Annotated in this window: 21 protein-coding genes; 13 read left to right on the forward strand and 8 right to left on the reverse strand. The window is 64.8% G+C overall.

The window, feature by feature from the left end; genetic code table 11:
- Window positions 1-151: 151 nt before the first annotated feature.
- From RMN99_RS06750 to RMN99_RS06770, 5 genes are all read left to right on the forward strand, one after another.
- Window positions 152-1,315, forward strand: a complete 1,164-nt coding sequence (locus RMN99_RS06750; RefSeq protein WP_309622537.1) for a DNA cytosine methyltransferase — start codon at window positions 152-154, stop codon at window positions 1,313-1,315.
- A complete protein-coding gene (locus RMN99_RS06755; protein WP_309622538.1) occupies window positions 1,312-2,142 on the forward strand; it encodes an Eco29kI family restriction endonuclease in 831 nt (276 codons plus the stop codon). Before RMN99_RS06750 ends, RMN99_RS06755 begins: the two co-directional genes overlap by 4 nt.
- A gap of 336 nt (window positions 2,143-2,478) precedes the next feature.
- Window positions 2,479-3,351 carry a hypothetical protein gene (locus tag RMN99_RS06760; RefSeq protein ID WP_309622539.1) on the forward strand — a complete coding sequence of 291 codons (873 nt, stop codon included), beginning with the start codon at window positions 2,479-2,481 and terminating at the stop codon, window positions 3,349-3,351.
- Between the two features lie 82 nt (window positions 3,352-3,433).
- Window positions 3,434-6,670, forward strand: coding sequence for a TIR domain-containing protein (locus RMN99_RS06765; protein WP_309622540.1), 3,237 nt, complete (start codon window positions 3,434-3,436; stop codon window positions 6,668-6,670).
- Window positions 6,671-6,755: 85 nt separating this feature from the next.
- Complete coding sequence (locus RMN99_RS06770; protein WP_409035239.1) at window positions 6,756-8,399, forward strand: M28 family metallopeptidase; 1,644 nt, start codon at window positions 6,756-6,758, stop codon at window positions 8,397-8,399.
- Here RMN99_RS06770 and RMN99_RS06775 read toward each other — a convergent pair.
- Window positions 8,396-9,106: a Crp/Fnr family transcriptional regulator gene (locus RMN99_RS06775; protein WP_309622541.1), complete on the reverse strand. Its 711-nt coding sequence runs from the start codon at window positions 9,104-9,106 to the stop codon at window positions 8,396-8,398. The two genes, RMN99_RS06770 and RMN99_RS06775, sit on opposite strands and share 4 nt — an antisense overlap.
- 137 nt (window positions 9,107-9,243) lie before the next feature.
- Between RMN99_RS06775 and RMN99_RS06780 the strand changes: the two genes are divergently transcribed.
- Complete coding sequence (locus RMN99_RS06780) at window positions 9,244-9,657, forward strand: hypothetical protein (RefSeq protein WP_309622542.1); 414 nt, start codon at window positions 9,244-9,246, stop codon at window positions 9,655-9,657.
- A gap of 9 nt (window positions 9,658-9,666) precedes the next feature.
- Window positions 9,667-10,599 carry a TIGR01777 family oxidoreductase gene (locus RMN99_RS06785; RefSeq protein WP_309622543.1) on the forward strand — a complete coding sequence of 311 codons (933 nt, stop codon included), beginning with the start codon at window positions 9,667-9,669 and terminating at the stop codon, window positions 10,597-10,599.
- On the opposite strand, the gene RMN99_RS06790 is transcribed toward RMN99_RS06785, so the two are convergent.
- Both RMN99_RS06790 and RMN99_RS06795 read right to left on the reverse strand, forming a co-directional pair.
- On the reverse strand, window positions 10,596-11,696 hold the full coding sequence (locus RMN99_RS06790) for a branched-chain amino acid aminotransferase (RefSeq protein ID WP_309622565.1): 1,101 nt from the start codon (window positions 11,694-11,696) through the stop codon (window positions 10,596-10,598). The two genes, RMN99_RS06785 and RMN99_RS06790, sit on opposite strands and share 4 nt — an antisense overlap.
- 483 nt (window positions 11,697-12,179) lie before the next feature.
- Complete coding sequence (locus tag RMN99_RS06795; RefSeq protein WP_309622544.1) at window positions 12,180-12,740, reverse strand: hypothetical protein; 561 nt, start codon at window positions 12,738-12,740, stop codon at window positions 12,180-12,182.
- Between the two features lie 27 nt (window positions 12,741-12,767).
- On the opposite strand from RMN99_RS06795, the gene RMN99_RS06800 reads away from it, so the two are divergent.
- The 6 genes from RMN99_RS06800 (at window position 12,768) to RMN99_RS06825 (ending at window position 17,453) form a co-directional block, all read left to right on the forward strand.
- A complete protein-coding gene (locus tag RMN99_RS06800; RefSeq protein ID WP_309622545.1) occupies window positions 12,768-13,511 on the forward strand; it encodes a TlyA family RNA methyltransferase in 744 nt (247 codons plus the stop codon).
- 225 nt (window positions 13,512-13,736) lie between these two features.
- Window positions 13,737-14,303 (forward strand): TspO/MBR family protein, encoded by a 567-nt coding sequence (locus tag RMN99_RS06805; RefSeq protein ID WP_309622546.1) that lies wholly within the window; start codon window positions 13,737-13,739, stop codon window positions 14,301-14,303.
- Between the two features lie 5 nt (window positions 14,304-14,308).
- The gene (locus tag RMN99_RS06810) at window positions 14,309-14,563 is read left to right on the forward strand and encodes an accessory factor UbiK family protein (RefSeq protein WP_309622547.1); all 255 of its coding nucleotides are present in this window, start codon (window positions 14,309-14,311) and stop codon (window positions 14,561-14,563) included.
- A gap of 56 nt (window positions 14,564-14,619) precedes the next feature.
- Window positions 14,620-15,222 (forward strand): recombination protein O N-terminal domain-containing protein, encoded by a 603-nt coding sequence (locus RMN99_RS06815; protein WP_309622548.1) that lies wholly within the window; start codon window positions 14,620-14,622, stop codon window positions 15,220-15,222.
- Between the two features lie 11 nt (window positions 15,223-15,233).
- A complete protein-coding gene (leuB, locus tag RMN99_RS06820) occupies window positions 15,234-16,277 on the forward strand; it encodes a 3-isopropylmalate dehydrogenase (RefSeq protein WP_309622549.1) in 1,044 nt (347 codons plus the stop codon).
- A 51-nt stretch (window positions 16,278-16,328) separates the two neighbouring features.
- Window positions 16,329-17,453, forward strand: coding sequence for a glycosyltransferase family 2 protein (locus RMN99_RS06825; RefSeq protein WP_309622550.1), 1,125 nt, complete (start codon window positions 16,329-16,331; stop codon window positions 17,451-17,453).
- Between the two features lie 167 nt (window positions 17,454-17,620).
- Here RMN99_RS06825 and RMN99_RS06830 read toward each other — a convergent pair whose 3' ends face one another.
- The 5 genes from RMN99_RS06830 to RMN99_RS06850 are packed head-to-tail and all read right to left on the reverse strand — an operon-like array spanning window position 17,621 to window position 22,676.
- Window positions 17,621-18,901: a phospholipid carrier-dependent glycosyltransferase gene (locus RMN99_RS06830; protein WP_309622551.1), complete on the reverse strand. Its 1,281-nt coding sequence runs from the start codon at window positions 18,899-18,901 to the stop codon at window positions 17,621-17,623.
- A gap of 11 nt (window positions 18,902-18,912) precedes the next feature.
- Window positions 18,913-20,121, reverse strand: a complete 1,209-nt coding sequence (locus tag RMN99_RS06835) for an aminotransferase class I/II-fold pyridoxal phosphate-dependent enzyme (RefSeq protein ID WP_309622552.1) — start codon at window positions 20,119-20,121, stop codon at window positions 18,913-18,915.
- 44 nt (window positions 20,122-20,165) lie between these two features.
- Window positions 20,166-21,074 carry a 50S ribosomal protein L11 methyltransferase gene (locus RMN99_RS06840; RefSeq protein ID WP_309622553.1) on the reverse strand — a complete coding sequence of 303 codons (909 nt, stop codon included), beginning with the start codon at window positions 21,072-21,074 and terminating at the stop codon, window positions 20,166-20,168.
- Entirely contained in the window at window positions 21,071-21,970 is a 900-nt protein-coding gene (gene bla / locus RMN99_RS06845) for a subclass B3 metallo-beta-lactamase (protein ID WP_309622554.1), read from the reverse strand. Before bla ends, RMN99_RS06840 begins: the two co-directional genes overlap by 4 nt.
- Complete coding sequence (locus RMN99_RS06850; RefSeq protein ID WP_309622555.1) at window positions 21,960-22,676, reverse strand: SDR family oxidoreductase; 717 nt, start codon at window positions 22,674-22,676, stop codon at window positions 21,960-21,962. Before RMN99_RS06850 ends, bla begins: the two co-directional genes overlap by 11 nt.
- Window positions 22,677-22,778: the final 102 nt, after the last annotated feature.

Raw genomic sequence — 22,778 nt, forward strand, 5'->3', positions numbered from 1 at the left:
CGATCTAGAGCCAATGCATAGCAAAAGCTGCAGGTTTCTTTATGTATGACTGGGCTCTTTGGCAGCCCAATTCAGCGCTTGACGACTGCTAATGTTCTCTACATGTTCCGTGAACGGATCGTTTGATTCAAAATGATTGTCTGGAGGAAGCGTGCGATCAATTGAACTTTTTGCCGGGGCCGGCGGACTTGGCATGGGCCTCTGTCAGTCAGGCTTTCGCCCGGCGAAGGTTGTTGAGTGGGATCGTTGGTGCTGCGATACCATCCGTGAGAACCGGCGCGAGAAAGGCAGTTCGGTCGCTCTTTGGCCTGAACCAATCGAAGGCGATGTGCGTCAGGTTGACTTCCGGACACTCGCAGGAAGGATCGATCTTGTTAGCGGTGGTCCGCCATGCCAGCCATTCTCGCTTGGCGGCAAACATCGTGCCCACGCTGACCATCGCGATATGTGGGGCGAAGCAGTTCGAGTTGTCCGGGAAACAAAGCCACCAGCATTTGTGTTTGAAAACGTGAAGGGTCTAACCCGCACGTCGTTCGCCACCTATCTCGCCTATATCGTCCACCAGCTCACCTATCCTGATCTGGTGCGGAGGATTGACGAAGAATGGGATTCACATCTTGGGCGGTTGGAGGCCCGGCATACATCGGGGCGCGAATCCGGACTTAAGTACAATGTCGTATGGCGAGTGCTTAACGCGGCAGACTTTGGCGTTCCTCAACGGCGCGAACGTGTGGTCTTTGTGGGTTTCCGTGAAGACCTTGGCATTGAGTGGTCGTTTCCGAAAGAGACCCATTCACTTGATGCCCTATTGTGGGACCAGTTCCGCAGTCGGGAGTACGGTGACCGTCACGCGGCGCGGGTGATCGCCCTCAGTGATCCGCGGTTGCTGTCGCGCGCGCTCAAGCTGAGTGAACGGCCAGATGCCAAGGCATGGCGCACAGTTCGGGATGCGATTGACGACCTTCCAGACCCCCAGCACAATCCGATAGAAGCGCGTCGTTGCCTCAACCACCGGTACCAACCTGGTGCTCGCAGCTATCCGGGTCATACTGGTAGTCCTCTTGATCTTCCCGCGAAAACCCTGAAGGCGGGCGTCCATGGGGTTCCAGGTGGTGAAAACATGTTGCTGCGCCCCGACGGATCAGTACGATATTTTACAGTGCGTGAAAGTGCCCGTTTGCAAACCTTTCCAGACAACTATCGCCTGCATGGCTCGTGGACAGAATCAATGCGCCAGCTTGGCAATGCCGTACCAGTTGAATTAGCACGCGTGATCGGGGACGGTGTTGCGTCTCGACTCGCGGAGAAGGCATGAACAAGAAGTCTACTGCTTCCGATTCGGTCGATGTGCTTCGCGCTAGTCTTGAGAGGCTCACCGCCGAAGCGAGCGATACGTCACTTTCTAATGCAAAGCGCAAGAAACTTGAAGCGCAGATCAAGGAAGCCATCGACGGTTTGACGGCTCTTTTGACCAAGCTCGACCCAATTGCCTTACCGACGTCAGTTTTCGATCCAAGCAACCCAAAGGTGGTCGGTCGGTTCATCGCATTGGCGATGGTGGCACAAGACCGCCATCCGCTCCCGGATATTCCGAAATTCTATGGATCGGGCGTCTACGCCATTTATTACAAAGGCACTTTTCCAGCATATCAGCCGATTAGCGCCAGCGAGACTCCGATTTATGTTGGGCAAGCTGCGCCAGCGATTAGCAATGCCCGATCCCCGATTGTGCAAGGCGCGAAACTGTGCGGTCGGCTCAACGATCATCGCAAGAACATTGGCAAGGCTAATAATACATTGGATTTAGCCGATTTCGAATTCCGCTCGTTAGTGGTGCAGAGTGGGTGGGAGACTGCGGCGGAGGACTACCTCATCCACCTGTTCCGTCCGATATGGAACAGCGAAACAAACATTCTTTACGGCCTTGGTAAGCACGGTGACGCAGCCACCACGCGAGCCAACAAACGCTCTCCTTGGGATACTCTCCATCCAGGTCGCGCGTGGGCTGCAGCGACAACGCAGGATGCGAAGTCAGTCGGCGAGATTGATGCCGAGTTGGTTAAGCATTTCGCCGGACACCCAGCGTACCCTGACCTTGAATCGGTACTTGCCAGTTTTATTGAGGAGCTTCGGCAGGGCTAGTCTTTTTGGTCGTGAGGCCTCACCGCCTCACCCCCCCATTTTCCTACACCCCGAAAATCTGCAACATGGCCGGTTTCCCTTTTTGAACAAGGAGACCGGATCATGGATGACGTATCGCAAAGCGGGTTTGGGCGAGGGTGGGTTCCGCTGGAGCGCGATCTGGGGTTGCCGGGGGATGGGGCGGCTGGCGTTTCGCGGTGCCCTTCCCTTGAGGGAAGGGATGGGGATGGGTGCCTGGACGCCGGCGTGGACGCGCGGCTGCGCCTTGCTCCCCCACCCCAACCCCTCCCCGGCGGGGAGGGGCTTGCTGTTGACGATCCCGTCTTCACCCCAGCCTTGAAGGTCCGCTTCCTCGATGAACTTTCGCGCCACGGCAATGTCCGCGTGGCGGCGGCGCGGGTGGGGGTTTCGCGTTCGGGGCTGTACCTCGCGCGGCGGCGGGATCTGGCGTTTGACGCTGGCTGGCAAGCGGCGCTGGGCTGCGCGCGCCGCCATGCCGAGGCGGTGCTGGCCGAGCGTGCGCTGGACGGGGTGGAGGAGCCGGTGTTCTTTCGCGGCGAGCTGATCGCGGTGCGGCGGCGGTTCGACAGCCGGTTGCTGCTGGCGCACCTCGCGCGGCTCGACCAGCTGTGCGCGGCGCAGCAGGCGCCGGGTGAGCCGGATCATGCGACATCGTTCGATCTGGCGCTGGCGCGGGTGGCGGGGATTGCGGTCGGGACCGGGCTGCCGGAAGCCCGCGCGGCGCATGTTGCCGATGCAGCGGAGCAGGCCGGGGCGCGGTTCGAGGCGGTGACCGCAGAGCCCGATCCCGGCGATCCTTATGACTATACGCCCGAGCCGGGGGATGCGCCGATCTACGAGAACGAAGCGATCCGTGCTGCGGAAGAAATGGCTGCGGCTTACGAAGCGGCCGAGGGCCGATACCACGCCGCCCGCGCGGCCCGGATCGCCGCAGCGGCGCTGGCGGCCGGGGCCGCGTGGGACGCGCGCCAGGCCGGGGTGTGGCAGGCGGTGGACGCGGTGCTGGCGGGCGAGGCGGTGCCGGCGGAATTCAAGTCGCTGGACCCTGTCCAGTGTGTCCAGTCACCCGGTTCGCCGCGCGCCAAGTCCCTTGCTGGGACACGAGAAATGGCCGATTTCCGCCAAGTGCTTGCTGCCCGGGCAATTGTGAAATACACTTTGTCCCTTGGGCCGCCGAATCAGAACTAATCGTGTGCAGTGCTACGCGTTTTCTTCAACTGCGGTCCGGACTGTCTGAAGGGACAATCTCCGTGCCGCTCGCGGGGGTTTAATGAGCGGTCCGGACATTTTCATTTCGTATAATCGCGAAGATGCGGCGATCGCGCAGCTCTATGCCGATGCCCTGACCGGCGCGGGTCTGACGGTGTGGTGGGATGCTACGCTGCGGTCTGGCGAGGACTACGATGCGGTGACCGAACAGTCGCTGCGCACGGCCAAGGCGGTGGTGGTGCTGTGGTCACCGCGCTCGGTCAACTCGCGCTGGGTCCGGGCCGAGGCGACCATCGCCGACCGCGGACACACGATGGCACCGGTGATGATCGAAGCCTGCGACCGGCCGGTGATGTTCGAACTGAAACAAACCGTCGAAATGTCGCACTGGCGCGGCGACCCTCATGACAAGGCCTGGCTGGACTTCGTCGCTGATTTGCGGCGCAAGACCGGCCGCGCTGCTCCTGAGCAGGCAGAGGCGGCCGCCCCGGCAGCCCTTCCGGTCCAGCCGCAGGCCGGACCCGTTACGGCCGGTCGCAGCACGGTTGCGGTGTTGCCGGTGGGGTACCGGAGCGGCGATGATGAGCTTGAGGTGCTGGCGGAAGACCTGACCGAAGATATCACGCGCGAGCTGGCACATAATGGCCACTTCCGCGTCATCGCCGCTGGCTCGATGGCGGCCTGGCGCGGCAAGGCGATCGATCACAAGGACGTCGGCCGGCAGCTTGAGGCGCGCTATCTGGTCGAGGGCAAGCTGCAGCGCAGCGGCAAGGATAACCGGCTGACCGCGCAACTGATCGACGGCAACACCGGCAACGTGCTGTGGTCAACGCGGCTGGTTGGCGTTTCTGACGGCGCGGCGTTTTCGGCAGACACCCTGCCGGTTGCCGCCGCCGCGCAATTCGCCGAACAGATCGTTCAGCGTGAACAGACCCGGGCGATGGCCAAACGTGCGCCTTATTCGGCGTGGGACCACATTTTCCGCTCTGCCGCCCATTCGCTGCGCGCCGATCAGGATGGCGCCCGCCAGGCCGTTGAAGAAGCCCAGCTGGCAGTGGCCGCCGCGCCGGACATCGGGCTGGCCCACGCCTTGCTGGCCTCCGCGCTCGCAGCCCTGCCCGAAGCCTTGGGGCTGAAGCCTGACCCCGAACAGATCCGCGAAATCCAGGCCCAGACCCGGCAGGCGATGCGGCTGGACGGGAACAACCCGTCGGTGCTGATGGCGCTGGCCGGGGCCTATAAGGGCCTGGGCGAATACGAGATCTGCCTGCGGCTGGCGCGGCGCACGGTTGAGTTGTGGCCAAGCTCGCCGTTGTCCTATCTGATCCTTGGCAATTCTTACCGCTTGCTGGGCCGCACCGCCGAGGCGATTGCCGCTTACCGCAAGCAGGACCAGCTCTCGCCGTTCGACAGCAGCCGCAACGTGGCGCTGACGTGCCTTGGCGAATGCCTGCTGGCGGAGGGACAGCCCGAAGCGGCGGAGGACGCGCTTGACCGGGCGCTGATGCTAGATCCCGAATACCCCGCCGCGCTGGAATGGAAGGCGATCATCGCGGACCATCTCGGCAAGGAGCGGGCCGCGCTCGACGTGATCCGGCAGATTCGTTCGGCCGAAGCGGCGGTGCCGCTTGACCAGCATGTCTGGCAGATCGAACGTGATGGGCATCTGCATGATTACACCGCCGCGCACGTCGCGACCTTGCGGCGTTTGTGGCTGACCATCGATGGCCCGGTTGCGGCGCCCACAGTCCTGCCTGAACCGGCCGAAGCAGCGACGCCGGCCAGTCCGCAAGCCGTGCCGGATCCCGCCGTGGCCGAAGCGCCGGCAGTTGCCGCGATTGCCGCGCCGGAAGCCGCGCCGGAAGCTGCGCCGGAAGCCGCGCCGGAAGCCGCGCCGGAAGCCGCGGATGAAACCACAACGGTTGTGCTTGAACCTGCCGCAGCAGCGCCTGCCGTGGCCTTGGATCCTGGCGCAGCGCCAACGCCTGCTGGTGAGCCTGCTGCCGCGCCCAGCGCCATTCCGCTCAAGGCAGAGCAGCCCGCCGCCGCCAAGCGCGCCCGCAGCAAGCTGCCGACGGGGAACGAGGGCGGCCCGCCGCCGCCACAAAATCCGGATCCCGCGCCAAGCGACGAATACCTCATCAAACCCATGGAGCCAAAGTCAGCGCCAACTGGCGGATCGGGCCGGGCGGCGAATGATGATGTCTCGCCGAACGGTCCCGTGCGCCGGTTCACACCGCAGCGCGCAGCCATGCTGGGCGGCGCAATCATGCTGGCGGGCATCGGCGGCGCAGTGTTGTTCACCGGCGGCAACGGCGGCGTTCCGGGCGAGATTGTGGCGTCGGCTCCCGCCGCTGTGCTCGCCGACCTGGGCATCACTTCGTCGAGCGAAACTGCGACGGCTGCTGCTCCTGCTCTCGCTCCTGCTCCAGCCGCGTTCCAGCCGCTGACCGGCGCGATGGCCGGACTGATTACCGCGTCGCGCAATGCCCGGCGTCCGCAAGCCGAACTGGCGGCGCTTGTGGCAGGCCAGCAAAAGCTGAATGCGCTGATCGCTCAAAGCGCCGCCGATCCGGGCAACACTGCAATTATGGACCAGATAAGTGCTATTGCTGTGGGTCTCGTCCGCCAGCAGGGCGCGGCGCTCTCCGGCGATGGTGACCGCTGGTTGAAAGGGCAGGAACAAGCTGCCGCTGCGGCCAGACGCAGCCTGCCGCCCGAAGGGGCGGCGATCATCGATCGCGCTTTGAACAAGGCGCGCGGTGCCAGAGCTGACCTCGCTGCGGCGGTTGGTGCCTCCGGGCGGGCACCCGACGCGGTTAGATCGCTAGTAGCCGCCCGCTCGGCGGTCGCTGCCTACAGCCGACTGACAGGCATGTCGGTTGGAGCGGCAGTCGCGTCTGCCCGCGCCGCCGCAGCTGATACCGACCGGCTGAAAGAGCGCCTGTCACGCAGCCATGCCGAGATTGAGGCGGCGCGGGCTGATGTCGGCCGCCTGGCTGGTCAGGTCGCCGGGCTTGCAACGATAGAGAAGCCTGGTCTGTTCGCATCGGGCACCAAAAAGCAGTCATTCAAACTGCGCAAGGACAACGCCGAAAAGGCCCGCACGCTGGCTGCCGAGGCAGACCGGATTGCGGCAACGTCCGGCTCGGTCAACGATCCGGGCCAGTTGCAGGCGAGCCTGACGCGGCTGCAGAGCCTGCGCAGCCAAGCGTCGAGCCTGCTCGCCTCGTCCAATGCGGTGCTCAAGGCGAAGGGCAAGGCAGATGACAAAGCGGGTGCGCCTGACAAGAAATAGCGGCCCGACCGGCGCTGATCCGGATGCTTGCACCATCCGCGTAATCACGGCTTGCTCCCGCCGCCCGGTGCATTAGGCTCAGGCTATGACCATCCGCATGTTCTCTCTCGCCTTGGCCGCCGTCCTCAGCATGGCCGCGCCGGCAGCCACACCTGACACGCAATCCGCGCAGCGCATCACCCAGACCGTGCGTGAATTGACCGATGATTTCTACCAGGGCCGCGCTCCCGGCACTTTGGGGGAGGAGCGCACTGTCGGCTATCTGATCGGGCGGTTCCAGGCGTTGGGGCTTGAGCCGGGTGGACCGGGGGGCAAATGGGTGCAGGCGGTGCCGCTGCTCCACACCCGGCTGGGCAAACCGGAGCGGCTGCAATTCTACACGTCGAACGGGCCGATGCCGCTGGCGCTGGGCACCGATGCCTACCTTTCCACCCTGCAGGACGCCGATGTGGCGACGGTTGGCGCTGCGCCGCTGGTGTTCGTGGGCTACGGCGTCAAAGCGGCAGAGCGCGGGTGGGACGATTTCAAAGGCGCGGACCTCAAGGGCAAGGTCGCGGTGTTCCTGATCAACGATCCCGATTTCAGCGCAGGTCCCAAAGAGCCGGTGGCTGGCAAGTTCGGCGGCAAGGCCATGACCTATTACGGGCGCTGGACCTACAAGTTCGAGGAAGCAGCGCGGCGCGGCGCGGTGGCGGCGCTGATCGTGCATGATGCCGAGGGTGTGGGATATGGCTGGAACGTGGTGACCAGCCCCGGCGGAGAGAATTACGGGCTGGTCAGCCGCCAGACGAGTCTGGCGCTGCAGGGCTGGCTGAGCCACGACATGGGCGACAAGCTGTTCGCGGCGGCGGGGCTCGATCTGGGCAAGCTGCGCGTGGCGGCGCGCTCGGCCAGGTTCAAGCCGGTTACGTTGTCCGGAATTGCCCTGTCAGCGGCCATCCCCTCTACGCATGAGGTGATCACCAGCCACAATGTACTGGCGCGGCTGCCCGGCACGTCGCGGGCGGACGAGGTGGTGATGCTGGGCGCGCACTGGGATGCTTACGGCGCGGGCAAGGCGGATGCGGCAGGGCGGATCTACCGCGCCGGGGCGAATGACGATGCGCTGGGGGTGGCCGCTCTGCTGGAGATTGCACGCGGCTATATGGACCGCCCGGCGCCGCAGCGCGCGATCGTGTTCGCGGCCTGGACGGCGGAGGAACGTGGGCTGCTGGGGTCCGAGCACTATGCCGAGAACCCGGTCTATCCGTTGGAAAAAACCGTGGCGAACCTGACGATCGACGTGCTGCAAACCGCGGGGCGCGCAAAGGACGTGGTGCTGATCGGCAAAGGCCAATCCAGCATGGAAGATGAACTGGCCGCGGCGGCGCGGGCGCAGGGGCGCACTGTTACGCCCGAGACCCTCCCCGAACGCGGGCTGTTCTTCCGCGCCGATCACTTCCCTTTCGCCAAACGCGGCGTGCCGGTGCTGCTGATGATGAGCCTGGCGGGCGCTTCGGACCTTGAAGTGGGCGGGCGCGCTGCGGGGCAGGCGTGGATCGATGACTATACCGGGCGCTGTTATCATCAGGCCTGCGATGCCTGGGATACCAGCTGGAATCTGGATGGCGCGCTGCAGGATATCGCCCTGGTGCAGGGGATCGGCTGGGATCTGGCCAATTCTGCCCGCTGGCCACTGTGGAAACCGGGCAGCGAATTTGCTGCGGCGCGGGGGCAGGTGGGGCGCTAATCCGGGTAGACACCCCGCAGCACGCGGTCGAAATGATCGCGGACCAGCGCGTCGCAATCGCACGAGAGGCGGCGCAGGCCCGCTTCATCGGTGATGGTCAGACCGCCGCGGTGGAGCGCGATCAGGCCGCGCTGGCGAAAGGATTGCAGCACCCGGCTGATATAGGCCCGGCCCACGCCCAGCAGCGCAGCAAGCTGTTCCTGGGTGATCCGGATGGTGTTGCCAGCGGTCCGGTCAAGCGAGCCGCACAGCCATCGCGCCGCGCGTTGTTCGGCCGAATGGATCGCGTTGCAGGCGACCGACTGGAAAGTCTGCGCGATGAAGCAATCGGCATAGCGGGTGAACAGCCGGTCCACCGCCAGCCGCTCGCGCTTGAGCGCTTCGAGCGTCGCCAGCGGGACTTTGGCGAAAGTGCCGCCCTGGACCACCACTGCGCGCGCGAAGGCTGGCAGGCTGCCGTGGCTGACGATCCCACCCAGCGCGCCTTCGCGGCCGATCAACGCAGTCTCGATCGCCTCGCCCTCGGCGGTCACCACGTGAAAGCTGGCGATTGCCGCATCGCAGGGGAAAAAGCACTGTTCGATCAGGTCACCCGGATCATAGAGCATATCACCGCTGGCCAGCTCAACGAAAGTGAGGGAGCGGGATAGGCTTTCACGATCCTGCGGCTGCAGCGCGCGCAACAGGTTGTTGTTTACCGCTTCCACCTTGTCCCTCCTCGTTGGCCAGCGCGCCATAGCTGCCGTGACGGAAGGCGTATGTCCACTAGTGGGCAGACAAAAACCGGGCGTGTCACCACTAGGCCGCAACAGGATGTTGTTCCTGGGGGTGGAGGAGAAGGCGAATGTTGCAGCAACACGCGGCGCTGGTCGTCGAAGACTTTCCGCTGATCGCGGCCGATGCCGAAGAGATGCTGGTCAAGCTGGGGTTTACCGAAGTGGTGGTGGTGCGGGGAATCATTGCCGCGCTCGATCGGATCGCAGGTCGGCGGTTCGCCTTCGCGCTGCTGTCGATCATCAGCGATGACGGGGTGATCGATCCCGTGGCGCAGGCGCTCGATGCCCGGAAAGTGCCGTTCATGCTGGTCAGCGATCTGCCCGACGGGCGCGACCGGCCGCCCGGTCTTCGCGCGGCGCCTTATGTCACCAAACCTTATGCCTTCGCCGATCTGGCCACGGCGCTGGTGCGGTTCGAACAGCAAGATGTGCTGACCTTATTTCCCCTTAGGGCGCTTGCGGGCGCTTGCAGGCAGGCGTAGCTCGAATCCATGGACCCAGCCGATCTCGTCGCAGTCTTGCCGCCACGGCGCAATGTGCTGGTCACAGGCGGCACCGGCTTTATCGGTTCGCGGCTGGTGTCGGCTTTGGTCGGTGCAGGACACCGGGTCACTGTGCTGACGAGAGACCGCAGCACCGCCTCCAAGCTTCCCGGCGCGGTCACGCTGGTTACCCAGCTTGACCAGATTGCGAGCGATGCGGCGATCGATGCCGTGGTCAACCTGGCGGGTGAGCCGATTGCAAGCGGGCTGTGGACCGCGGCGCGGCGGGCGCGGATCATCGCCTCGCGCGTCGAGGTGACCAAGGCTTGCGTGGCGCTGATCGACCGGCTGCACGTTAAACCGGCGGTCTTCGTCAGCGGTTCGGCGATTGGCTGGTACGGGATCCAGGACGGCGAAGTGCTGGACGAAGCCAGCGCCGGGGAACCATGCTTCTCGCGGCAGATCTGTCAGGCCTGGGAAGCCGTGGCGCTGGGTGCTGCCTGCCGCACGGTGACGCTGCGGATCGGACTTGTGCTGGGGCCGGACGGCGGGATGCTGGCGCGAATGTTGCCTTCGTTCCGGCTTGGTCTGGGCGGACCGTTCGGCAAGGGCGAAAACTGGATGAGCTGGATCCACCGCGACGATCTGGTGCGGCTGATCGCGCAATGTGTCGCCGATGGTGCGCTAAGCGGCCCGGTCAACGCCACCGCGCCGCACCCCGTGACCGGGCAGCAGTTCGCGCATGCGCTGGGCCGCGCGCTGCACCGCCCGGTGTTGCTGCGCGTTCCGGCATGGCCGCTGAAGCTGGTGCTGGGCGATTTTGCCCGTGAACTGCTGCTGGGCGGGCAACGCGTCGTTCCGGCCAAGGCAGCGCAAAGCGGGTTTGCGTTCCGCTTCCCCGAACTCGGTCCTGCGCTTGAGCAAATTGTAAACCGGGGCTAGCCGATCTGGTGCACCCACTGGTGCGGATCGGGCGCTTCGCCGCGCTGGATCGCGGTGAGGCGGGCCTTGAGCTTGCCAGTTAGCTGACCAGGGCCGCCGCCGCCGATCTCGAAACTGCCGTCACGCCCGGCCACCTGGCCTACGGGCGTGACCACCGCGGCTGTGCCGCAGGCGAATGCCTCGACCAGCTGGCCCGAAGCGGCATCGGCGCGCCACTGGTCCAGGCTGTAAGGCTCCTCGCGCACGGTCAGCCCTTCATCGCGGGCCAACCGGATCAGGCTGTCGCGGGTGATCCCGGCCAGGATCGTGCCGGTCAGCGGCGGCGTCAGCAGGCTGCCGTCAGCAAAGGCGAAGAACAGGTTCATGCCGCCCAGTTCCTCAATCCACTTGTGCTCGGCCGCATCAAGGAACAGCACCTGATCGTGGCCCTTGGCAAAGGCTTCGGCAGTGGGGACCAGGCTGGCGGCATAGTTGCCGCCACACTTGGCCGCGCCGGTGCCGCCGGGCGCGGCGCGGGTATAGTCCGAAACCCAGATCGACACGGCTGACGCGCCGCTCTTGAAATAGTTGCCCGCCGGGCTGGCGATGACGATGAACTTGTAGGCCTTGGCCGGACGCACGCCGAGGAACGCCTCGGTTGCGATCATGAACGGGCGCAGATATAGCGAGCCGCCTTCGACCGTGGGGAACCAGTCGCGATCGGCCAGCACCAGTGCGTTGATCGCCGCGATGAACAGGTCTTCGGGCAGTTCAGGCATGGCGAGGCGCCGGGCCGACGCATTGAAGCGTGCGGCATTGGCCGTGGGCCGGAACAGCGCCATCGAACCATCGGGGTGGCGATAGGCCTTCAGTCCTTCGAAGATTTCCTGCGCATAGTGCAGCACCGAAGATGCCGGATCGAGCGCGATCGGGCCATAGGGCTGCACCGTGGCGCCGTGCCAGCCGTGTTCCTCGGAATATTCGATCACCACCATGTGATCGGTGAAACGCGCGCCGAAACCGGGGTTGGCCAGCACCGCATCACGCTCCGCCACCGGGGTTGGGGCAAGGTGCGCAACATGCGTGAACCGGGTAGCGGGATCGGCGAGACTGGCCATCGAAAACGAATCCTTGAGCGTGAAGCGCGGGCTTTGTACGAAAATTACGATATGCGCAACCATTAGGTAATAAACGGAAAGACGCTATGCTAGTTTCCTGCAAAACCTGGCCAAGGTCAATCGCGGCGAAGCGGCCGCACAAATGAGAAGGGCGGCCCCGGTATCCCGAGAACCGCCCTTCGCATGGTCAGCGGCCGGAAGTGCCGCTCACGAAGCCTCTATCACTGGAATGATGCTCAGCGATAATGCTCCATTGAACGGGTTACCGACCTCCCTGCTGAACCATGAGACATCGGTCACCTCCTTTCACGCTGTTGAGCCATTTGCCGACCCTGCTGGATCGACCGGACCGTTCCGCGTGGATCGCGGGTGGCCACATGCAATGTGTGAATCAAATCCGGCTGCACAACAAGTCTTGCATTGAAAAAAGTTGCTGTCAGAATCGGGGGGTTGTGCTGCGCAGAGCCACTTCTCCACAAATCCCTAACGGCAATCCTCGATCACCCGGCTCAGTTCGGGCCAGGCGGGCAGGTAAAGCGTTTCGAGCCCGGCGGCTTCGAAGGCAAACCGTCCGCGCGAAAAAGCTATTCCATCGAGCAGCGGATCGCGGGCTGACAGCGCCAGCGCCAGCCAGTTGGGCGGGCTGATCGCGGGATCGCTCGACAGTGGCCGCATGGTGGCGGTGGTGCGCAGCGCCATCGGTACTGCTGCGGCGGCGGTGCCGGCGCGCATCAGGATCACCCGGCCGCTGGACCGATCGCACACCAGTCGCACCACCGGGGCGTAGCCTGCTACGCCGAAGCTGGCGGTGGATTTGCCGCCTTCAAGCGCCCAGCGCCAGGTTCCTGCAGTCTGCGCAGCATCGCGCCAGTCGGCCGGCACCGGCGCTGGCAGTGGCGGCGCGGGACGCACCACCACAGGCTTTGGTGCGGGCAGCGGTGCTACGCTTTGCGGCGCGGCGCAGGATGCTGCCAGCGCCGCACCGCACAGCGCCGCAACCGCCATCCGGCCTCGTTTCAGAAAATGGCGCGTCCTTGCGATCATCAGGCTTCTATGGAAGGACGCTGGCCAATGGGCAAGGTATTGAAACAGCGCGTCGATCAGATGCTGGTCGAACGTGGCCACGCGGAAAGCCGCACCAGGGCCCAGGCACTGGTTCTCGCCGGGATTGTTTTTTCGGGCGAAACGAAGATTGCCAAACCCGGGCAGACGCTGGCCGAGGATGCCCCGCTGGAGGTGCGCGGGCGCGACCATCCGTGGGTATCGCGCGGCGGGATCAAGCTGGCCCATGCGATCGATCACTTCGCCCTCGATCCGGCCGACGTTACCGCGATGGATATCGGCAGTTCGACCGGCGGGTTTACCGATGTGCTGCTGAGCAAGGGCGCGGCGCATGTCTTCGCGGTCGATTCGGGTACCAATCAGCTGGCCTGGAAGCTGCGGCAGGACCCCCGGGTGACGGTGCTGGAACAGACCAGCGCGCGGATCCTGACTCCGGCACAGATCGACCGGCCCTGCAGCTGGGTGGTGTGCGATGCCAGTTTCATTGGCTTGGCCAAGGTGCTGGACGTGCCGCTGCGCCTCGCGGCAACGCCATGCCGCCTGGTCGCGCTGATCAAGCCGCAGTTCGAGGTGGGCCGGGGCGAAGTGGGCAAGGGCGGAGTGGTGCGCGATCCGGCGCTGCACACGCGGGTTTGCGATGAGGTACGCGCATGGCTGGAGCAGACCGGCTGGCAGGTTCAGGGCATCACCGAAAGCCCAATCAAGGGGCCCGAGGGGAACGTGGAGTTCTTAATCTCGGCTTGGCGAGCCTAGGCCTTCTCCATTTTCACGCAGTGCAATTGGGGAGGTGGCAGACGCCGAAGGCGGCTGACGGAGGGGTTTCGGACCTCGCGCCACTACCCCTCCGTCAGCCGCTGGTCGCGGCTGCCACCTCCCCATTTGTGGCATTCGCCAAAAATGGAGAGGAACGTTGCCTCTGTCCTGCCGCCCCGCCATACCCGGCAAACGATTCGATGAACAATCAGGAACCGCCGACCGATGAGTGAAATCGCCTCCCCCGGGCAATTGCGTTCCGCATTTCTGCGCTGGGCCCTGTTCATTGTTCCTGGCGTTTTGTTTCTTGGGTTCTTTTCCGGGCAGCTTGGCGGCAGCGGCGCGGGCAATCCGTGGTTCATGGAACTTAACAAGCCCTCGCTCTATCCCCCGCCGGCCTTGTTCGGGATCGTCTGGTCGGTCCTCTATGTGATGATGGGGATCGCGCTGACGCTGGTAGTCACCGCGCGCGGCGCGGCGGCGCGCGGCGCAGCGATTGTGTCCTTCGCGGTCCAGCTTGCGCTCAACCTGGCCTGGTCGCCGCTGTTCTTTGGCGCGCACCAGATCACCGCTGCGCTGGTGCTGCTGGTGGTGCTCGACGCAGCGATCACCATAACCATCATATTGTTCCGCAAGGTCCGTCCGTTGGCCGCGTGGCTGTTGCTGCCCTATCTGGCCTGGGCGCTGTTCGCGACCGTGCTCAACTGGCAGTTCCGCGAAGCCAATCCCGATGGCGCGGTGGGAGCAGATATTGCAGCGGTCTTGAACCCCGCCGCCGGAAAGGCCATCTAGCCGTCATGCAAAGCGAAAACCCCCTGATCGCCGATATTGCCAAGCTGCTCAACAGCGCGGCCGGAACCATGGCCGGAATGGGCCGCGAAGCCCGCGATGCCGCGCGCGAGCGCGTCAAGGAAGCGGTCGGCGGGCTCGATTTCGTCGCGCGCGAGGAATTCGACGCGGTCAAAGACATGGCGGCCAAGGCGCGCGAAGAGAACGAGGCGCTGAAGGGCCGGATTGCCGCGCTGGAAAAGGCGCTCAAGGCGAAGAAGTAATCCTTCCCAATTTGGGGAGGATTGTCACTCGCTGACTTTCCCGCCACACCGGCAGGATGCATTTCACCGGCCCTGCGATTGTCTGCGCCTCACGCCCCCACGGCGAGACAGCGGCGATCGTGCGGTTGCTGAGCGAGCAGCATGGCCTGCTGGCGGGCTATGTCGCGGGCGGACGAGGGCGGCAGCTACGGCCCTTGCTGGTACCCGGAAATGTGGTTGAGGCGGACCTGCGGTCGCGCTCTGACGGGCAACTGCCGTTCGCCAAGCTGGAACTGCTCTGCAGCCGCGGGCCGTGGCTGGGTGAGCCGTTGCCGGCCGCGACAATCGGCTGGGTAACCGCGCTGATCGCGGCGACCTTGCCCGAGCGTCAGCCCTATCCCGCGTTGTTCCCGGCGCTGTCGGCGCTGCTCGATGCGGTGTGCCATGCCCCCTCGGCGCGGGGCTGGTTGCCGGGGCTGCTGGCCTTTGAAACGCTGCTGCTGCGCGAACTGGGTTACGGCGTGGAGGCGATGCCGGATGACGCTGGCGATCTGCCCGCGCTGCTGGCCCGGTTCGATGCGCTGGGCACGCGGCTGGAACGCTATCCGCTTGCCGAACGGCGCATAGATGTTATGGGCGCGCGCGCCATGCTGCGTGATCGGCTGGCACGGATCGGATAGCGGAAACACTCATGAAAATTGCAGTTCTGCCCGGCGACGGGATCGGCCCTGAAGTCACCCGCGAAGCCGTCCGCGTGCTTGAAGCGCTTGGTATTCCTGGCTTGTCGCTCGAATATGCCGATGTCGGCGGCGCGGCCTATAAGGCGCACGGCCACCCGCTGCCGCCCGCCACGCTTGATCTGGCGCGCAGTGCTGACGCGATCCTGTTCGGAGCCGTAGGCGATCCCGATTGCGACAGTCTGGAACGTGCACTGCGCCCCGAGCAGGCGATCCTGGGGCTGCGCAAGGAACTCGGCCTGTTCGCCAACCTGCGCCCGGCCAAGGTCTTTGCCGGGCTGGAGGATTTTTCCGCGCTGCGCCCCGAAGTGGCCGGCGCGATCGACCTGCTGATCGTGCGCGAGCTTAATGGCGATGTCTACTTTGGCGACAAGGGGATCGAAGAGTTGCCCGATGGCACCCGCCGCGGCTGGGACATGATGAGCTATAGCGAAGCCGAAGTGCGCCGCATCGCCCACGTCGGTTTCCGCGCAGCACAAGGCCGCAGCGGCAGGCTGTGCTCGGTCGACAAGGCCAACGTGCTCGAAACCTCGCAGGTCTGGCGCGACACGGTGATCGCGGTTGCGGCGGACTATCCCGATGTCGAACTTAGCCACATGTACGTTGACAACGCGGCGATGCAACTGGTCCGCAGCCCCGGCCAGTTCGATGTGGTCGTCACCGGCAACCTGTTCGGCGATATCCTGTCCGATCAGGCCAGCATGTGCGTTGGTTCGATCGGGCTGCTCGCCTCGGCCTCGCTCAGCGCGGGGATGCAGGGGCTGTACGAGCCGATCCACGGCTCTGCGCCGGACATCGCGGGCAAGGGCCTCGCCAATCCGATGGCCTGCGTGCTATCGGCCGCGATGCTGCTGCGCCACTCGCTCGCCCTGGAAGAACAGGCCGCGCGGATCGAAGCGGCGGTTGCGGGTGCGCTGGCGGCGGGATACCGCGGCGCAGACTTGGGGGGAAGCCATGGAACCGCAGCAATCGGCAGCGCAATTGCCGAACGTTTGTAAAGACATTAGCGGTAAGGCCCCGGCCCCACGCACTGCTTCGGAGCTTTCCCGATGACCATCCGCCTTGGCGTTGTTTTGCCGACCTATAACGAGCGCAAGAACCTGCGCGGGATGATCGACCGGCTCGATGCGGCGCTGGCCGGGATCGACTTTGAAGTGATCGTGGTTGACGACAACAGCCCCGATGGCACTTCGGACGAAGCCCGCGCAATCGCGCAGGACGATGCCCGGGTCCACGTGATCCAGCGGATAGGGCGGCGCGGCCTGTCGTCCGCCGCGATCGAGGGGATGTGCGCCACCGCCGCACCGGTGGTGGCGGTGATGGACGCCGATCACCAGCACGATCCCGCGCTGCTGCCGCAGATGCTCGCCGCGATTGAGGGCGGGGATTTTGATCTGTCCTACGCCAGCCGCTTTGCCGAAGGATCGAGCACCGCAGAATGGGGCCGCCCCGACCGGGTCAAGGCCTCGGGCCTCGCCAACCGCATCGCCAACAAGGTGACCGGTATCGAACTGACCGATCCGATGAGCGGCTATTTCATGCTCAAGACCGAAACCCTGCGCACCGATGCGCACCGGCTCTCGGGCGTCGGCTTCAAGATCCTGCTCGATATCCTCGCCACGGTCGAAACACCGCTGCGGATCAAGGAAGTGCCGATGAATTTCGCGGCGCGGCTGGAAGGTGAATCGAAGCTTGACCGGACCGTGGTGTTCGAATTCCTCGTCGGGCTTTACGACAAGTGGCTGGGCCGGATCATCCCGACCCGGTTCGCGCTGTTCGGCACCGTCGGCGCGATGGGCGCGGTGGTGCATTTCACTGTGCTAGCCATTGTCCTGGCGCTGCTCGGCGAGGCTTACGCGGTCAGCCAGTACCCCAACGAGACGAATTTCATCATCGGCCAGACCGTGGCAGCGATGGTCGCGATGACGTTTAACTTCGTGCTCAACAACGAGCTTACCTATGCCGACAAACGGCTGCGCGGCTGGGGCCCGTGGCTGCGCGGCTGGCTGCAATTCGCGCTGACCAGTTCGTTCGGGATACTTACCCAGATCGGCGTCGCCACTGCGCTGGTGCGGATCGGCTTCCACGCCTATCCGGCCGCCGCGATCGGTATCGTGCTGGCTTCGGTGTGGAATTTTGCGCTGTCGAGCAAGTTCGTCTGGGGCAAGTACTAGGCCCTGGATCCTCTCCATTTTCGCGTAGCGCAAATGGGGAGGTGGCAGACGCCGCAGGCGGCTGACGGAAGGGTAATGGCGCGAGGGCAGAGACCCCTCCGACATTTGCTAACGCAAATGCCACCTCCCCATTTGTGGCATTCGCCAAAAAATGGAGAGGACCTGAACTAGCGCCAGCGCGCGAACCACATCCAGTATTCGTAGCTCATCTTGCCATCGCTGAGCGCGGCGCCCGAAATGATCGGGTAGAACCACACGAACATTACCGCGCTGCCCACCAGCACGATCGGCGCGATCCAGCGCAGGTCATCTTCGGTGCGCCACAGCGCTTCAAGCGCCAGCGCCAGCGCGCACATCATGAAGGTGCTGGGCAAAAGGTAGTGATAGAAGAACTGGATCGGCTTGCCCGATAGCGGCCAGAACGCCAGGCTGACGACGTAGAGGCCGACAAAACCCAGCGCGTCCCACCGCTTGCGGATCAGACCCACCGCCAGCGCCCAGACCAGCCCGGCGAGCCCGGCGAACATGGTCACCGGGTTGCCGATCAGCACGATCCCGCGCTGCGCGCCGTCGATCTCGCGGTAGAGATACCAGATCGCGCGGCGGTTGATCACCCAGTCCTGCCAGGTCGAGCGGTAGGGGTGGGGCTTGCGCACGCTGTCTTGCAACTGGATCATGAACTGGTGCCACTTGACCGGATGCCACGGGCTGACCGGCTCGCTCGCCCACAGGAAGGCCGGCAGATAGCTGGCCCAATAGACCGCCAGCGGCAGCAGGCCGAGCCATACCCCGGCTTCGAGCAAGCTGATTCCTTCGATCAGGCCGCCGCTGCGCGCGGCGAGGAAGCGGGTGCGGTGTTGGACCAGGCTGGCGATCAGCAGGATCAGCCCCGGCACCGCGATCACCGGCGCGATTGACCATTTGCTGCCCAAGGCCAGTCCGAACAGCGTGCCCGCCAGCGCCAGCCGCCAGCGCGCCTGGTGCGGCAGCCGCATCGCCGCGGTGCATTGCCACAGGCCGGCCATACCCAGCGCCGCCATGGTCATGTCAAGCATCGCGATCCGGCTGTGGACGAACCAGAAGAAATTGGTGGCGAGAAGAAACATTGCGGCCAGCGTGGCCAGCCGCCGCCCGCTGGCAAACCACACCATCCGCCCCACCGCGAACAGCCCGAGCGCGCCAAACAGCGCCGATGGAATGCGCCAGGTGAGTGGGCTATCACCTAGCAGCCGGATCGCGCCAGCCAGCACCGCCTTGCCAAACATCGGATGCTCGGCATTGATCCGCTGGCCTTCCAGAAAGGCGCGCGCGGCTTTTACATAGTGGACTTCGTCGAAATAGACGTCGCTCGGAATGGCCAGACGCCACCAGCACAGCGCCAGAAAGAACACCGCGATGACCAGCGACCAATCTCGCGGATCGCGCTCGGTGGTGAACGGCTGGGGCATGCGCTTGAGCGTCAGAGGCCGACGGCTTTCAGCGCCTGATCAAGATCCTCGATCACATCCTCGGGGTCCTCCAGCCCGACGTTAAGCCGCAGCATGCCCTCGGTGACTCCCATTTCCCGCCGTGCTTCCTCGCTTACCGAATAATGCGTGGTCGAGGCGTTGTGGCACATCAGACTGCGCGAATCGCCGATGTTGTTCGAAATATCAATCAGCTGCAGCGCATCGAGCAGGCCGTGGGCTTGCTTGCGCCCGCCATCCACCTCGAACGAAAAGATCGAACCCGCCGCGTCCATCTGGCGCATCGCCAGATTGTGCTGCGGATGGCTGGGCAGGCCGGGGAAGTTGATCTTGGGCACGCGGCCTTCCAGAAACTTGCCAACCTTGAGCGCATTTTCGCTCTGCCTATGCACGCGCAGATCCAGCGTTTCGAGGCCTTTCAGCACCACCCAGGCGTTGAACGGCGAAAGGTTAGGACCGGTATTGCGCTGGAACCACAGCAGCTTTTCGTTGATGAACGCGGACGTGCCCGAGACCGCGCCGGCCAAAACGCGGCCTTGCCCGTCCATCAATTTGGTGGCCGAATAGGCGACCACATCGGCGCCCCATTCGATCGGGCGCTGCAACGCAGGGGTGGCAAAGGCATTGTCGACCACGGTGGTGATGCCGCGCGCCTTGGCCAGATCGCAAACACCTTTCAGATCGACGATGTCCATCGTCGGGTTGGCCGGGGTTTCAAAAAAGAACACTTTGGTTTCGGGCCGGATCGCGGCGAGCCACTGGTCATTGTCGCGCGCGTCGATCGTCGTGGTCGCGATCCCGAAGCGCGGCAGCAGCTGATCGACCAGCCAGCGGCACGAACCGAACGCGGCGCGCCCCGCCACCACATGATCGCCCTGCTGCAGCTGGCACAGCAAGGCCGCAGTCATCGCCGCCATGCCGGTGGCCTGGACGCGGCAGGCTTCGGCCCCGTCCATCAGCGCGATGCGTTCTTCCAGCATCGCCACCGTGGGGTTCTGCAGGCGCGAATAGGTCATCCCGGGATCTTCACCGCGGAACCGCGCGGCAGCGGTTTCGGCGTCGTCATAGGCAAAGCCCGAGGTGAGGAAGATCGCCTCGCTGGTCTCGCCCATTTCGCTGCGCCAGGTGCCGCCGCGCACGGCCTGCGTGGCGCTGCGCCATTTCATCGTGATCGAGCGGTCTGTGCCGGTGGTGCGTTTCATAGTGCGGCGGCATTAAGCGGCGCGCAGGCTTGGGGCAAGGGGGATCAAAAGCCGCCGCGCTTGCGCAGCCACAGGATCGACCAATCACCGTTTACCAGCCGACCCGCGATCCTCAGCCCCGCGCGGCGGCAGGCGCGGCGGACCCCGGCTTCCTGGGTTTCGAGCAGCCCGGCCAGCAGCAAATTACCGCCCGGCACCATGACCTGCGCAAAATGCGGGGCCAGATGGATCAGCGGGCCGGCGAGGATATTGGCGATCACCAGATCATAGGGCCCGCGTGCTTGCAGCAGCGGGTGTTCCATCCCGTCAGCCACCAGCATGGTCAGCTCACCGCCCCGCGCGCCCGTTGCAATGCCATTGGCGCGGGCGTTGTCATCCACAACATCGAGGCAGACCGCATCGATATCGCTCGCGGTGGCGAGGGCATGCGGCCACAGATGCAGCGCGGCGAAAGCCAGCAGGCCGGTGCCGGTGCCGATATCGGCACAATTGCGCACCACTACTCCGCGCTTTTTCATCGCGCCCAGCATTTCCAGGCACCCGGCGGTGGTGGCGTGCTGGCCGGTGCCAAAGGCCTGGCTGGCGGGGATGCAGAAATCGCGCAGGTCCGGTTCAGCCAGCGGCCGATGTTCGGGCGTGTGGACGTAAAAGCGCCCGGCGCGGATCGGTTCAAGGCCTTGCTGGCTGTGCGTCAGCCAATCGGTATCGGGTACCTTTTCCTGCCGAAAACGCGGCCTTAGCCCGGCAAACAGCGCGGCGACGAGATCGCGGTCCTGGTTGTTCGGCTTACGCGGCAGCCACGCCTCTAGCTGCCAATCATCGGGCCGGTCTTCGGCAATTTCGCTGCCCGATATGACGATCTCTGCATCCCAATCGAACGCATCCTCGTGGGCCAGCAAGGCGGCCTCGATCACCCTGCGCGGAGCGAAGACGGTCAATTTCCAGCTGCTCACTTGGCGGATACTTCCTTTTCCAGCCGTTTGGCCAGCCGGTCGCTGCCGCCCGCCGCATAGGCCGCACAGGCGCGCGGATAGGTCAGCGGGGCCTTGCCCGAAAGCCGCTCAAGCAGGTTGCTGCCGCCGGGATGCGGGGTCAGCAGCAGATCGCAGGGCAAGGCTTCGATCGTGCGCAGGCCGGCCCGGGCGGCATCGACCCGCTGGGGGTGCTGCGTGAAATGATAATCATCGGAAGAGATCGTGTTGACACTGTCGGCATAGGCGATGGTCAGGCACCGGCCGCCCTCGCAGCTCTGCCAGGTCCAGCTGGCAGAGCCCGGCGAATGGGTCGGATTGGCATGCATGGTAAAGCGCGTGCCGCCGATCACCAGCGAACCGCCGCCGCGCAGCACCCGGTCGACCCGGGCGGGCTTCATCGGGTACTTTGCGAGCAGCGCGGCCTGCGGATCTTCGGGAATGGCCTGACCGCTGCGCATCGCACTTTCAGCGCCGGGGCTAACGATCAGCCGCGCACCAGTGGCCTGCTGGATCACCGCCATGCCGCCCACGTGGTCAAAGTGTTCGTGCGTCATCAGCAGCCACTTGATCTGCTGCGGATCAAAGCCCAGCGTCTTTATATTGGCCAGAACAAGCGGCGCGGCGTCTTCCGGCCCGGTATCGATCAGCACCAGCCCCGCCGAGGTTTCGACCAGCACCACGGTGATGCCGCAAGTCCCGACATACCAAGATTTGCCGTGGATTTTTGCGGGCGGGGCGGGTTTGACCCAATCGGCCGAACCGCCGTCCGGGCCGCAAGCTGCCGCGATATCCTTGCTGGCACCGGGCCGTTCGGCAGGGGCGACTGCGCCGAGCGCGGCCATGGCCAAGGCAGCGATTGCAACTCTAGCGAACATAGGAGGCTCCATTGGCGTCGATGACTGTGCCGGTCATGCTTTCGGGCGCATCCAGCGCGCAGAAGGTGGCAATCGCGGCGATCTCTTCAGGCGCGGCGACCCGGCCCAGCGGGATATCCGCAAGCAGCCCCGGCCCGCCACGGCTGGCCAGATAATCGCCCGCCATCGCGGTATCGGTGAAGCCGGGACAAATCGCGTAGCTCATGATCCCCTGCGCCGCGTATTGCCGCGCGATGGTCTTGTGCATCGCGATCATCCCGCCCTTGGCCGCGGCATAATGCCAGTGCTCGGGCGAATCGCCGCGATAGCCGGCGCGGCTGGCAATGTGGACCACGCGGCCACCGCGTCCACCCGCCAGCCAGTGCCGCACCGCAAAGCGCGATAGCTCGGCCGCTGCGGTCAAGTTGATCCGCAGCGTATCTTCCCAGTTATCCAGCCATGCGATGTCAGACAGCGAAATCGGGTTGGCCGCGAACAGTCCGGCATTGTTGACCAGAATGTCGATCCGGCCATTGCCGCGCTCCAGCGCCGCATCCCAGAGCCGCGCCGGGGCCGCCGGATCGGCCAGATCGGCGCCGATGGTGTCGGCATCGTGGGCCTTGCTGGCGTGCCCGATCACGGTCACGCCGCGTGCCCTGAGTTGCACGGCGATCGCCGCGCCGATCCCACGCGACGATCCGGTGACGAGGGCGGTGGTTAGATTCATGCCCTCGCGTTCTAGGCAGGTTTGCGGCAAATGGGAATCGCCAATCCCAACTTCCCCTAATTCAGGGACACAATACGAATTAATGGCAAATTCGTATTGTGT

Origin of the sequence: Novosphingobium sp., from assembly GCF_031417815.1 — a bacterium.
GTDB lineage: Bacteria > Pseudomonadota > Alphaproteobacteria > Sphingomonadales > Sphingomonadaceae > Novosphingobium.

Coding starts and splice junctions, on each gene's coding strand:
- RMN99_RS06755 (WP_309622538.1), top strand. CDS start 1,312: ATGAACAAGAAGTCTACTGCTTCCGATTCGGTCGATGTGCTTCGCGCT.
- RMN99_RS06765 (WP_309622540.1), top strand. CDS start 3,434: ATGAGCGGTCCGGACATTTTCATTTCGTATAATCGCGAAGATGCGGCG.
- RMN99_RS06770 (WP_409035239.1), top strand. CDS start 6,756: ATGACCATCCGCATGTTCTCTCTCGCCTTGGCCGCCGTCCTCAGCATG.
- RMN99_RS06780 (WP_309622542.1), top strand. CDS start 9,244: ATGTTGCAGCAACACGCGGCGCTGGTCGTCGAAGACTTTCCGCTGATC.
- RMN99_RS06785 (WP_309622543.1), top strand. CDS start 9,667: ATGGACCCAGCCGATCTCGTCGCAGTCTTGCCGCCACGGCGCAATGTG.
- RMN99_RS06790 (WP_309622565.1), bottom strand. CDS start 11,696: ATGGCCAGTCTCGCCGATCCCGCTACCCGGTTCACGCATGTTGCGCAC.
- RMN99_RS06795 (WP_309622544.1), bottom strand. CDS start 12,740: ATGATCGCAAGGACGCGCCATTTTCTGAAACGAGGCCGGATGGCGGTT.
- RMN99_RS06800 (WP_309622545.1), top strand. CDS start 12,768: ATGGGCAAGGTATTGAAACAGCGCGTCGATCAGATGCTGGTCGAACGT.
- RMN99_RS06805 (WP_309622546.1), top strand. CDS start 13,737: ATGAGTGAAATCGCCTCCCCCGGGCAATTGCGTTCCGCATTTCTGCGC.
- RMN99_RS06810 (WP_309622547.1), top strand. CDS start 14,309: ATGCAAAGCGAAAACCCCCTGATCGCCGATATTGCCAAGCTGCTCAAC.
- RMN99_RS06815 (WP_309622548.1), top strand. CDS start 14,620: ATGCATTTCACCGGCCCTGCGATTGTCTGCGCCTCACGCCCCCACGGC.
- leuB (WP_309622549.1), top strand. CDS start 15,234: ATGAAAATTGCAGTTCTGCCCGGCGACGGGATCGGCCCTGAAGTCACC.
- RMN99_RS06825 (WP_309622550.1), top strand. CDS start 16,329: ATGACCATCCGCCTTGGCGTTGTTTTGCCGACCTATAACGAGCGCAAG.
- RMN99_RS06830 (WP_309622551.1), bottom strand. CDS start 18,901: ATGCCCCAGCCGTTCACCACCGAGCGCGATCCGCGAGATTGGTCGCTG.
- RMN99_RS06835 (WP_309622552.1), bottom strand. CDS start 20,121: ATGAAACGCACCACCGGCACAGACCGCTCGATCACGATGAAATGGCGC.
- bla (WP_309622554.1), bottom strand. CDS start 21,970: ATGTTCGCTAGAGTTGCAATCGCTGCCTTGGCCATGGCCGCGCTCGGC.
- RMN99_RS06850 (WP_309622555.1), bottom strand. CDS start 22,676: ATGAATCTAACCACCGCCCTCGTCACCGGATCGTCGCGTGGGATCGGC.